Below are 13,008 nucleotides of genomic sequence, written 5' to 3'. Positions count from 1 at the left end.
AGTTAAATACTATACCCTAATAAAAAATTTTGTTTGTTTAAACAAAACATGCAGGGGTTATTAGGTAATTTGCAATTAGTTGTATTGTGTTTTAAATATATCAATTAATACATCTGGTGGTACTATTTTATTCGGAAAACTCTCCATTAAATACAAAACTTTAGTAATAGATTCATGGCTTAAGCCCATACGTAAACCAAAGTTATAAAGTTTTGCAACACTTTTATTATTTTCAATATCGCTGTGCTCCTGTTCAATATTCATTAATAACACCAATCTATGAAATTGCACAATACGCTCGCTATGCGACTTTAAATGCGTATAAGTTACAGGAAATTCAATTAAATAATCAAAATCCTCTCGAGAAATACCTAGTTGTTTTGCCACACCAAGTAAAAAATTATACTCTACACTTTTAATATCTTTATCATGTGAAGCGAAAGCTATCATCTCTGATAAAAGACTTAGTTTTTCTATTCTATTAACCATATTGAGGGTGGATTTAATTTCTATTATAAATTTAAACAGAAAGGTTATAAATTAATCCTACCAAATTGGTATTATATCGAAAAGAGCTGAGTATTTTATCGTAAATTTTATTTATTTCATCATAATCGAAATTATATTATCTAAAAAAAATGCTTTTTATCTTTTTATTCATTGAAGAGTCAAAAACACAAATTTAACTCAAATTACTCAAAATCAATTATTTACATTTAATGATGTGAGTTTTTTTTATTTTTTTATAAATTACTAACTTCAATATTTAAAAAAACGCTAGTTTCGGACTTTATAAATTTAAAAATCGATGAAATGCATTGATTTTTAACCAGATTAACAGATTATGACCAATAACGATGTATTAAAAAAACTTAGGGTAGCTTTAAAGCTAAGAGATGATGATATAGTAAAAATTTTAGCTTTAGTAGATTTTAGAATTTCTAAAAGTGAATTAGGCGCCTTTTTTAGACGTGAAGATCATCCTAAATACATGGAGTGTGGCGACCAAATATTGCGTAATTTTTTAAACGGTTTGGTTATACATTTAAGAGGCCCAATGCCTAAAAAAGGTGATAAACCAAAACCCCAATCTCAAAATAAACCACAAAAAAAGAGCAACAATTAAGTTGCTCTTTTTTATTATATAACTAAGAAGTATGTTTTACGATAAAACCTCTTGTACTTTATCTGCAGCTTCTTGAAATTCTGTAGCACTTAATACCGCTAATCCAGAATTGTCAATTAATTCTTTCGCGATATCTGCATTTGTACCTTGTAAACGCACAATAATTGGCACTTCAATATTCCCCATGTTTTTATAAGCATCAATAACACCTTGTGCCACACGATCGCAACGTACAATACCACCAAAAATGTTAATTAAAATAGCTTTTACCGCAGGGTCTTTTAATATAATTTTAAAAGCAGCTTCAACACGAGCAGCATCAGCAGTACCACCAACATCTAAAAAGTTTGCTGGCTCTCCACCTGCTTGCTTAATTAAATCCATGGTTCCCATTGCTAAACCAGCTCCGTTTACCATACAACCAACATTTCCATCTAAATCTACGTAGTTTAATCCTACTTCTTTAGCTTCAACTTCAATTGGGTTTTCTTCACGTAAATCTCTTAATGCTTCATAATCTTTATGACGATATAAAGCGTTATCATCTATAGTTACTTTAGCATCAACAGCTAAAATTTTATCATCACTAGTTTTTAAAACTGGGTTAATTTCGAATAAAGAAGAATCAGACTTTACGTAAGCTGTGTATAAAGACATCACGAATTTAGTCATTTCTTTAAATGCTAAACCAGATAAACCTAAGTTAAAGGCAACGCGTCTTGCTTGAAATGGTAATAAACCAACAGCAGGATCTACTTCTTCAGTAAAAATTAAATGTGGTGTTTCTTCGGCAACAGTTTCGATGTCCATACCACCTTCTGTAGAATACATAATCATGTTACGACCTGTACCACGATTTAATAACACAGACATGTAAAATTCGTCTGGTTCGCTATCACCTGGATAATATACATCTTCGGCAACTAATACTTGGTGCACACGCTTACCTTCGGCAGAAGTTTGAGGTGTAACTAAGTCCATTCCTATAATTTGTCCAGCAACTGTTTTAACTTCCTCTAAATTTTTAGCAAGTTTTACACCGCCACCTTTACCACGACCACCAGCATGTACTTGTGCTTTAATTACGTGCCAACCTGTTCCGGTTTCTTCTGTTAATTTTTTTGCAGCTTCTACTGCTTCGTCTGCGTTTTGGGCTACAATACCGCGTTGTACTCTCACGCCAAAACCTGCTAGTATATCTTTTCCTTGATACTCGTGTAAATTCATAATGACATTATATAGTTAAAGTATAGCAAATGTAAATAATAGGCTTTACTTACCCAATTTTAATGTTTAAAAATATTCTATAATTTTAATTTGTTAAATAATTAACTTTTTGTTTAATTTTAAAAATTTTCAGTATTTTTTATTTTTAATACCACTTAAAGGAATATATTTGCGCAAAATTAAAGTTATGACCAATACTCAATTACTAAAAGCTGTCGAAGAATTTGGCAGTCCTGTATATGTTTACGACGCCGAAAAAATTGAATTTCAATACAAAAGACTTACCAATGCCTTTAAGAGTGTAAAACACTTAAAAATAAGTTATGCGGTAAAGGCTTTATCAAACATATCCATTTTAAAGCTTTTAAATAGTTTAGGTTCTGGTATAGATACCGTTTCTATTCAAGAAGTACAATTGGGATTAGCTGCTGGTTTTAAACCAGAACAAATTATTTTTACACCAAACGGTGTTTCGTTAAGCGAAATTGAAGAAGCTGCAAAACTTGGGGTAAAAATTAATATAGATAACCTTGCTATTTTAGAGCAATTTGGTACTAAATATCCAAAAACACCGGTTTGTATTCGTATAAACCCTCATGTTATGGCTGGTGGAAATAGCAAAATTTCTGTAGGTCATATCGATTCTAAATTTGGTATTTCAATACACCAAATACCTCATATTTTACGTATTGTAGAAAATACTCAAATGACCATTAACGGTATCCATATGCATACTGGAAGTGACATTTTAGATATTGAAGTATTTTTATATGCCAGTGAAATTTTATTTGAAACCGCAAAACAATTTAAAAATCTAGATTTCATAGATTTTGGTTCAGGATTTAAAGTACCTTATAAAGCGGGCGATATTGAAACTAATATTGAAGAATTAGGTAAAAAACTATCTAAAAGATTTAACGATTTCTGTAAAGAATATGGTAAAGATTTAACCTTAGCCTTCGAACCTGGTAAATTTTTAGTTAGTGAAGCAGGTCACTTTTTAGTAAAAGCAAATGCGGTAAAGCAAACCACATCTACTGTTTTTGCACAAGTAGATTCTGGTTTAAACCACTTAATACGCCCGATGTTTTATGGGTCGCATCACGATATTATTAACATATCAAACCCAGATGGTAAAGAGCGTTTTTATACCGTAGTAGGTTACATTTGTGAAACCGATACTTTTGGTAGCAACCGTAGAATAAACGAAATTAACGAAGGCGACATTTTATGTTTTAAAAACGCAGGTGCTTATTGTTTTTCTATGGCAAGTAACTATAACTCTAGGTTTAGACCAGCCGAGGTACTTTGGTATAACAACCAATTACATTTAATTAGAGAGCGTGAAACTTTTGAAGATTTAACAAGAAATCAAGTAGAAGTAAATTTCACTCCAAAAGCAGAAAAAACATTAGCTAAATAAGCTAGCAAACATATAATCTATTTATTAAAGACCTCTTTTATACGTCCTAACGTTAAAAGCGGTCTTTTTATTTAAAATAAATCTAAATTTAGTCTGTTTAATAATAAAATCATCCTATTTTTGGGCTAAACACAATTTTTAATGGATTTTACAAACCCGCTGGTTTACGGCGTTCCTTGTTTTCTTGGTCTTATTCTTCTAGAGTTATCCTACAGCAAGCACCACAAAGAAAAAAAAGATTTATACAACTATAAAGATTTAGGTGCAAGCCTAAGCATGGGTATTGGCTCTGCAATTATTGCTCCACTAACCAAAACTATTGCAGCCATAGTACTGTTTAATTTTGTTTACAACGTTTTTAACCCAGAAATTAATGGTGTTCGCACCAATATTATGGGTTACGAATCGTTTGGTTACGTTTGGTATATTTGGTTACTTTGTCAATTGGCCGACGACTTTAGCTATTATTGGTTTCATCGCCAAAACCACAATGTTCGCGTACTATGGGCCGCACATATTGTACACCATTCCTCCGATAATTTTAATTTAGGAACTGCGGTAAGAAACGGGTGGTTTACTGTACTTTATAAACCATTTTTCTATATGTGGATGCCCGCTATTGGTTTTCCTCCAGAAATGGTAGTTGTTTGTTTAGGTATAGAATCTTTGTGGCAATTTCAATTACATTCTGTATTTATTCCAAAACTAGGTTTTTTAGAAAAAATATTTAACACCCACACCATGCACCAAGTGCACCATGCCCAAAACTTTGAGTATATGGACAAAAACCATGGCGGATTTTTAAATATTTTCGATAAAATATTTGGTACCTGGAAAGAATTAGACGAAAACATCCCCATAAAATATGGTGTTACACATCCGCCAAACTCCTACAACCCACTAGTAATTTTAACCCACGAGTATAAAGATATCTGGAACGACATGAAAAAGTCTAAAAACTGGTATCATAAATTTATGTATGCTTTTGCAGCACCCGGTTGGAGTCACGATGGTAGTTCATTAACCATAAAGCAACAGCGTAAGTTACTAGCACAACAACAAAATTAATAAATTGGGCGTTACCACGCTTTAGGGCGTGGTCGGGCTTTCGGCAGTCGCTCTCTGCGAGTAGCTCCAACAATGCCTCAATCCCTAACGCGTGGGCTAACTACACAAACCGTTCTATAAATTCTTTTTTATAGACCCTCCCAATGGGTAACACATCACTATTACTCATAAAAACCTGGTTACCAGACACCTTTTTAAACTTATTGGTATTAACAATAAACGACCTATGTATTTGACAAAAATTTTGATTCAAAACCTCCAACCATTGCTTTAAAGTATCTGTACTTAAATAGTTCTTTTCAAGCGTTGTAATTTCGGTATAATCGCCATCTGCTTTTATAAATATAATTTCATTTTGGTTAAGCTTTATTAAATCGTAACCCGATTTTATAAGTACATACGGATCATCAAACTCTTTATCTACTACCAATTTAGAAATGGCCTGATTAAAACGTTCAAAAGAAAAGGGCTTCAATAAATAATCAACTACATTATATTCGTAGCTCTCTAAAGCATAATCCGAAAAGGCCGTAGTTAAAATAATCCCAGATTTAGTTTTAAACGATTTTAAAAAATCAATTCCAGAAATTTTTGGCAAGTGAATATCTAAAAAAATTAAATCTACAGTCATTTTAGTTAAATACTCCTGTGCTTTAATAACATCAGAAAATGTGTTTTTTAACTCTAAATTTTCAGAATCTCCTATATATTTCTGCAAAATACGCTGTGCAGGTGGTTGGTCTTCAATAATTACACAAGTTATCATTTATATAGCAGGATTTAATTTCATAACAAGCTCTACGTCATATAAGTTATTAGTGGTTGTTATATTTAGTTTATAATTATTTTTATAAAGTAATTCTAATCGCTTTTTTACGTTTACCAAACCAATGCCTTTCGCTAAATTGTTTGTATTGGTAATTGCAGAAAACCGGTTTTTACAGCTAAACTTAAGCGCACCTGTATGGTCTACATTAATGGTCACCCAAATTTCAATATCTTCAGTTTGACTCGCAATGCTATGTTTAAATGCATTTTCAATAAACACCATCAAAATTAAAGGCGCAATTGTAAAATTATTTGGCAAATTATCTGCCTTAAAATTTATTATACCCCGATGTTCAATTTGTAACTTATACAACTCTGTAAAGTTTTTTAAATGCAAAATTTCTTTTTCTAACAGCACAAAATTTTCTTTACAGTCGTATAACATATACCGTAAAACTGACGATAACTCTAAAATAATTTTTGGTGTTTTATTTGAGCTTTCAATGGCATAAGCATATAAATTATTTAAATTATTAAACAAAAAATGCGGGTTTATTTGCGACTTTAAAAATTGAAGTTCACTTTCTTGAACCAAGCTTTTTAAAACCTCTACTTCTCTTTGTTTTTCATTATAATCCCAGGCAAATTTAAAGCCTACAAAAAGTAAAATAACGGGAAGTGTTTCTACCAAGGTAAAAATTATACCAGGAAAATAAGTACCTCTGGTAGTTGGAAAATATAATTTTTCTAGAACAAATTCGTCGATTAAAATTATAATACTTAATAAGATTAAAAGACTAAGAAAAAGTTTAAAAAATTTATTTTTTGTGTACAATCTAGGAATCAAGAAATAACTAATTACATAAGCCCCAATAATATAGTTTGCAAAAAAAACAATTTCATAAGGAATTATCTTATTTAAAAAAGTGTCTTCGTGTATACCTACCCGCTGTGTATAAGTGTAAAAAATAAAGAGTACACATAAAATAACCACTTGAAACAATAGCTCCTTACTATGTTTTTTAAAAAAACTAACTACAATTTTTAGCATCTCTATTTTTTAAGATGCTCAAAAATATAACAAACATTTCTTTTTTAAGAATCATTCTAAATACAACATGACGTTCGGCATGTTTTAAATGTCGTTTACAGATTTTAACTTTTATACAGGGGGATTTTTTTTCATTTTTGACTTTTATTTTTATCAAGTCTAAATAAAATGACCAAAATTACAATTGTTATTGTTTTTATTTTAAGCTTTACAGGCTATACTCAAGCACAAAACGGCACTATAAAAGGTTTAGTTACCAACACTAAAAACGAACCTTTAGCAGGTATAACCGTTATTATAAAAGATTCTAACCATGGGGTGGCCACTGACTTTGATGGATTTTATACACTTAAAAATTTACCATATAAAACCTATATCTTAAAAGTTTCAGCTATTGGTTTTAAAACCAAAGAAATACCAATAAATATAGATACCCTTGTATTAACAAAAAACATTGTTTTACAAGAAGACACTGCACAATTAGACCAAATTGTAGTTACAGGCAAAACAAAATCAACTAAAATTGAAGAAGTGGGATTTAGTGTTGATGCCATAGAAACTCAAAAAATTATAAATCAAAGTGTTGCCATAAATGCTGTTTTAGATAAAGCACCAGGAATTAACGTAAGGTCTACTGGTGGCATTGGTTCCGATTTTGAATATTCTATAAACGGCTTAACAGGTAATGCCATTCGCTTTTTTATAGATGGTATTCCTATGGATTATTATGGATCCTCTTACTCCATAAACAACTTACCTATTTCTCTTATAGAACGTATAGATATTTATAAAGGTGTTGTACCTGTATCCCTAGGTTCAGACGCGCTAGGAGGTGCCATAAATTTAGTGACTAACAAAGAGACTTCAAATTTTGCAGAAGCCTCATACTCTTTTGGCTCTTTTAATACACACCAAGTAGCTTTACACGGCCAATGGAAATCTAATTCGGGCTTTACTACAAGACTTTCTTCATTTTACACCTATTCGGATAATAACTATAAAGTATGGGGAGAAGGCGTTTTTTATGGTGAAGAAGGTACTGGTAGGGCTATATATTTTACCGAAGACAATCCTGCCGAACGTTTCAATGACGATTTCCAAACGCTAAGCGCAAAAGTAGATTTTGGTTTTACCAATAAAAAATGGACAGATCATTTTTTTATTAGTTTATTAGTTTCAGATCAAAAAAAGGGCGTTCAAACAGGGCAAACTATGGGGCATGTGTATGGCGAAATGCGAAATAACGAAACTGTTATTATGCCTACACTTACCTATCAAAAAAAAGATTTCTTAACTAACGGACTTGATATAAACACCTTCGCTGGATATTCTGAAACTAAAAGTACCGTTATAGATACCACCATGAATGTGTACGATTGGCGTGGTGAAATTATAGGCACAAACCCTTCGGGAGGTGAAATTGGACGCAACGGTAGTTCACTTTACACACAAAACGATAAGTCTCAAATTTACAGAGTAAATACAACTTATAAATTACCATTAAATTTTAAACTTGCATTTAATTACCTCTTTTCAAACACAAAACGAACAGGAAAAGATCCTTTTGCGGCAGAAAGCAGAATTCCATACTCTGAGCCCCAAAGTATAGGTTCTCATTTTGCAGGGCTTTCTTTAGAAACCACAAAATTTAACAATAAACTAAAAGCCAATGCTTTTGTAAAATATTACGCTTTTAATGCCTCAATAAACGACTTAGAATACACCACCGAATACGAAATTATAAACTATAAAAACCATGTTAATAATTGGGGTGGTGGTTTTGCCGCATCATACAAAATTAAACCCTCATTTTTAATTAAAACATCTCTAGAACAGGCTACACGATTACCAAGTGCTACCGAAGCTTTAGGTGATGGGGTAACTATCTCTCCTAATTTTGAAATCGAGCCAGAACAAAGTTTTAATATTAATTTTGGAACTATTTTAGGACGATATGGTTTTGGCAACCATGGCGTAAAAATTGCTTTAAACACGTTTTACCGAAGTGTAACCAATAAACTTCAACTAAACATTTTTGGAGGCCAAGAATTGGGGCAATACACTAATATTAGAAAAATTGGAGGTACTGGTGCCGAAATCGATATTATCTACGATTACAATCAAAACCTAAGAATAAACCTTAATGGTACTTATCAAAATATTAGAAATAAACAAAAGATTGATGAAAACGGGAACTCCAATATACTTTATGGAGACAGACTTAGAAATCAACCTTACCTTTTAGCCAATTCAGGTATAGAATACACGCTTGAAGATCTTTTTCAAAAGGAATCTAAAGTTTTTACCTACTTTCAAGCAAGTTACGTACACGAATTTTTCTTAAGATGGCCCAGTCTTGGCGTTGCCGATCAAAAAGATGTTGTACCAACACAATTGGTGTTTGATGCTGGGTTAAGTTATACTTTTCCTTCTGAAAAGTTAAGTCTTGCTTTAGATGTTTCCAATATTCTTAACGAACAGGTTTACGATAATTTTTTATTGCAAAAACCAGGACGAGCAATTTTTGCAAAAATTAACTTTCAATTATAAATAAAAATCAAATTAATACAATTTAAAACTATGAAATCAAAAATTAATAATTTACTAAAAACAAACTTGCTGATTTTACTTGTAATCTTTGGGTTAAGTTTAACTAGTTGTGATTCTAACGACGACGGTGGTGATCCTACTCCAAGTGCCGAATATCCAGATTACCTAGTTGGAGCCGCTGTAGATGGCGAAGGCTATTTTTTAACTACAGATAATATTACAAGTGGCAATTTAACTATAGTTGGTAACGGATATGAAGGGTGGTCTAATATTTCAGCTTCTGTAGACGGGTATCTTTATGTTATAAACAATACTGAAGGTTTAACTGAAAAATTTGAATTAACTGAAAATGGTCCAGTTAAAGTTGATGCTATATCTAACGCCGTACTAACTGCTGGTGGTTTTTTCCGATACATTCAAGCTACAGATAATGGCGATTTATTTTTATCTAGCAATCCTAACGGCGATGGTTACACGCCTTATGCTATTATAGATATAGAAACATTCGCCGCTACAAGTTCAGGCTTTATTAGCTTCCCTACGGTTGGTGAAAAAGTTAATTTATGGTCGAATGCTTTGGTTGAAAATGGAAAAATTTATTTCGGATCCTTATACGGTAATTCTGATTGGACAGGAATTGAAGATGAACTTTATACCGTTGTATACGATTACCCATCTTTAACCAATGCTCAAATTATTACTTCTAGTGCTTCAGCAGGTATGACCGCAGGCTACAGAACTAATGGAACGTTTGCTACCGAAACTGGCGATATTTACCAATATAATATTACAAGCGAACTTTGGTATGGGCACGATGAAGTAGCCGATGAATCTTCTGTTTTTGTAAAAATTGCAAATGGTGATTATGATGATGATTATGTATTAGATGTGTCTTCTTTCTTCAGTGAACCAATTTCTATCTGGAATGCTTGGTATGCTGCTGATGGTATAGCGTACGCTAATGTAATTCGCAATGCCGATGTTCCTGAATGGGGAGACTTATCTCAAAACACAGGAACTTTAGTAGAAATAGATTTAATTAACCAAACGGTAACAGAGTTAAATTTACCAGATGCATCTTTTGTAAACATTTTTACATTAGATTGTGTTGAAGACGATAAATTTTACATTCCTGTAAGTGTTACTGGTGGTGATGCACATATTTATGAAATAACTATTGGCGGTGGTGCTAATGCTTTTTCACAAGGGGCTGCACTAGATGGTAGTAATGTTTATGTAAATTCTTTATTAAAAAACTAACAGCATATAGCTAAAATTAAAGCTTCGGGCTCATTGTAAAAATGAGTTCGAAGCTTCTTTTGTAATATGAAAACGTCTTTTAAAAAAATTCTTTTAAAAATTCATTTATGGTTAGGCTTAGCCTCTGGACTTGTAGTATTTGTTGTAGCCATAACGGGCAGTATTTATGTGTTTTCTTATGATATAAAAGACCTCATCTACAAAGACCGCCATGAAATTATAGTTCCTAAAGACCAAACTAAAAAAGTTCCAATATCTCAACTTATAAAAACGGCAGAAGGCGCTTTTAATAACCAATACAGTTTTCAAAATGTAGTTATTCCAGAGGATTCCAGTCACACAGTTAGCATTAGTTTTATGGATGTTGATGCTAATACTTTTGGTTATCATAATTACATGAAATTTTACAAAACCGTTTACCTAAACCCTTATAACGGCAAAATTACTTATATAGAAAACTCCAAATGGGAATTTTTTAATGTTGCCCTAGCCATACACATGACTCTCTTTATGGGCTACAACCCAATTAGCCATTATATTATTGCTGGTGCAACCTGGATTTTTGTAATTATGCTTATTTCTGGGCTCGTTATATGGTGGCCAAAAAAATCGCAACGTAAACAAAGTTTTTGGTTTCGTTGGAAAAAAACTTCAAGATGGCGACGTAAAAATTATGATTTACACCGCATTTTTGGCTTTTATGTATTTACTATAGCTTTAGTTTTAGCCTTAACCGGATTAATTTGGGCTTCTAAAAGTTTTAACGCATCTGTTAAATGGGTTGCAAATGGTGGTAAAATCATTCCATATGCAGAACTCTCTAAACCTGTAAAAAATATAAACCCTAAAGAACCGTTTGATGTTATTTTAAATACAGTAACAACTCATTATCCTGAATTCGAATATCTTTTACTTCGAAAGCATCCTAAACCTAGCATACCTTATATTATACGTGTTTACAAAAAAGGAGAACAAAACTATAAGCGTACCGAGTTATATTTTGATAGAAACACCGCCGAACTATTAAACACTTTCAATTTCTCCGATAAAAATAATGGTGAAAAAATACAAGCTTTAAACTACGATTTACATGTTGGTACTATTGGAGGGTTACCAACACAGATACTTGTTTTTATTGCTAGTTTATTAATTGCTTCTTTGCCTATTACTGGTTTCTTTATTTGGTATGGCAAAACATTTAAAAGATTAAATTAGTTTCCAATTACTATTTACACCTAAAAAAGTTCGGTTACTAGCATAACCGAACTTTAAATTTTTAATTAACGTCCTAAAGCATATTTTGCTCCTATGGCACAATTTTTAAAAAATTGACTTAATTTGTTTAAAAACGTATTACTGTTTTTGTTTTGATTAATGATTTGCATGTGGATTAATTTTTAGCCGTTATAACAACTTATTTTAAGGATTAAAAATTGAGGTTTTTAGTTATTTCAACTTAGCCCATTAATTTTAGTTACAGTAATTAGCAGGATTATTTAAGGCGTTTTCAAGCGCTTCATTATTTTCAATGGTTATAACGCTGCCATTTCCTCCTAATAACTCAATAGGATACACAAAACCTAATTCGCCAACATCTATACCAAAGGCTTCTGCTAGTGCTTCATCGGTTTCAATAGTTGTAGTTACTACTTCTTCTAACTGTAGGTTAAAACGGTTTAATTCTAATGGATACACAAAGTTTAAACAATCGGTATTAGTAGTGTCTCTGTTAAATAAACAATCATCAAAATAATTTAAAAGTTTATCTGTTTCATTAATATTTTCATCACTATCATAAATATTTTTATAATAAATACTAAACAGTGTAATATCTTCTAAACTGTAGTTTGTATTGTTGTTTGCATTAATACCTTGCAGGAACTCTTGAATTGCTGGCAAATCTTGCGTGTCTGTAACTGTAAGGGATTCGCCAGACAAGGCTAAAATTTTTTCTGTATTGTCGCAATTTAAATAGGCTTCTAAAAACGGAACGCCATATTCTACAGTAGTTCCAATACCTCCATCGTTACAACTCTCAAAGTATTCTATAAATTCTTCTCTGGTAGACATCCCTAAAAAGCCCGTATTTAAGTCCATTTGGTCTATAAAAAAATCTTCGTTAGTAAATGCTATTCCGGTAGAACTCAGTATTTCTGTTTTTATTTGGTTGTATGTTGTAAGCCAATCCTCTAATGATTCTTCGTAAGTATTAAAAACAAAATAATCACCTTCAGGATTAGAAAAATAACAACGCATTGAAGGAAATTCGCAACTCGAATTCGCCGACTCATATACTAAGAAATTATAATCGTTCTTGTAATTTGCAGTTTCAATTATTTTTGCTGCTAAATCTTGAGATATTGCTAACTCGCTCGATGTTGTTTCCTCTATATTTTCTTCGGAAGTACAAGCTTGAAAACTGATAATTGTTAACAATAATAAGATGGGTGTTTTAATAAAGTTTTTCATAATGTTTTTTAAAATTCGTTATATAATTAAAACGAATCAAGGTTTTAATTCCCTCCAAAAAAATTA

11 protein-coding genes are annotated in these 13,008 nt (G+C 31.8%); 6 read left to right on the top strand and 5 right to left on the bottom strand.

The features are described 5' to 3' along the window. Nucleotides 1–75: 75 nt before the first annotated feature. Complete coding sequence (locus LG649_RS08850; protein WP_226543440.1) at nt 76–489, bottom strand: TerB family tellurite resistance protein; 414 nt, start codon at nt 487–489, stop codon at nt 76–78. A 355-nt stretch (nt 490–844) separates the two neighbouring features. Here LG649_RS08850 and LG649_RS08845 point away from each other — a divergent pair, with 355 nt between their 5' ends. Next, nucleotides 845–1,126 (top strand): DUF1456 family protein, encoded by a 282-nt coding sequence (locus LG649_RS08845; protein WP_226543439.1) that lies wholly within the window; start codon nt 845–847, stop codon nt 1,124–1,126. Nucleotides 1,127–1,162: 36 nt separating this feature from the next. Here LG649_RS08845 and sucC read toward each other — a convergent pair whose 3' ends face one another. After that, complete coding sequence (gene sucC, locus LG649_RS08840) at nt 1,163–2,353, bottom strand: ADP-forming succinate--CoA ligase subunit beta (protein ID WP_044633335.1); 1,191 nt, start codon at nt 2,351–2,353, stop codon at nt 1,163–1,165. 187 nt (nt 2,354–2,540) lie between these two features. Between sucC and lysA the strand changes: the two genes are divergently transcribed. Together lysA and LG649_RS08830 are read left to right on the top strand one after the other, a co-directional pair. Beyond that, nucleotides 2,541–3,776, top strand: coding sequence for a diaminopimelate decarboxylase (lysA, locus tag LG649_RS08835; RefSeq protein WP_226543437.1), 1,236 nt, complete (start codon nt 2,541–2,543; stop codon nt 3,774–3,776). Between the two features lie 141 nt (nt 3,777–3,917). After that, a complete protein-coding gene (locus LG649_RS08830) occupies nt 3,918–4,844 on the top strand; it encodes a sterol desaturase family protein (protein WP_226543435.1) in 927 nt (308 codons plus the stop codon). Between the two features lie 100 nt (nt 4,845–4,944). On the opposite strand, the gene LG649_RS08825 is transcribed toward LG649_RS08830, so the two are convergent. Further along, on the bottom strand, nt 4,945–5,610 hold the full coding sequence (locus LG649_RS08825; protein WP_226543433.1) for a LytR/AlgR family response regulator transcription factor: 666 nt from the start codon (nt 5,608–5,610) through the stop codon (nt 4,945–4,947). Next, nucleotides 5,611–6,663, bottom strand: a complete 1,053-nt coding sequence (locus LG649_RS08820) for a sensor histidine kinase (protein WP_226543431.1) — start codon at nt 6,661–6,663, stop codon at nt 5,611–5,613. It abuts the gene before it with no gap. Between the two features lie 168 nt (nt 6,664–6,831). On the opposite strand from LG649_RS08820, the gene LG649_RS08815 reads away from it, so the two are divergent. The 3 genes from LG649_RS08815 to LG649_RS08805 all read left to right on the top strand — a co-directional run bounded on the left by LG649_RS08815 (nt 6,832) and on the right by LG649_RS08805 (nt 11,688). After that, a complete protein-coding gene (locus tag LG649_RS08815; protein WP_226543429.1) occupies nt 6,832–9,213 on the top strand; it encodes a TonB-dependent receptor in 2,382 nt (793 codons plus the stop codon). 30 nt (nt 9,214–9,243) lie between these two features. Next, nucleotides 9,244–10,473 (top strand): hypothetical protein, encoded by a 1,230-nt coding sequence (locus LG649_RS08810; protein WP_226543420.1) that lies wholly within the window; start codon nt 9,244–9,246, stop codon nt 10,471–10,473. A 66-nt stretch (nt 10,474–10,539) separates the two neighbouring features. Beyond that, nucleotides 10,540–11,688, top strand: a complete 1,149-nt coding sequence (locus tag LG649_RS08805) for a PepSY-associated TM helix domain-containing protein (RefSeq protein ID WP_226543418.1) — start codon at nt 10,540–10,542, stop codon at nt 11,686–11,688. Between the two features lie 255 nt (nt 11,689–11,943). Here the strand turns inward: LG649_RS08805 and LG649_RS08800 are convergent, their stop codons facing one another. After that, nucleotides 11,944–12,942, bottom strand: a complete 999-nt coding sequence (locus tag LG649_RS08800; RefSeq protein ID WP_226543416.1) for a hypothetical protein — start codon at nt 12,940–12,942, stop codon at nt 11,944–11,946. Nucleotides 12,943–13,008: the final 66 nt, after the last annotated feature.

Origin of the sequence: Neotamlana laminarinivorans (assembly GCF_020523925.1) — a bacterium.
Taxonomy (GTDB): domain Bacteria; phylum Bacteroidota; class Bacteroidia; order Flavobacteriales; family Flavobacteriaceae; genus Neotamlana; species Neotamlana laminarinivorans.
This window is presented reverse-complemented; position numbering and strand designations above follow the sequence as displayed.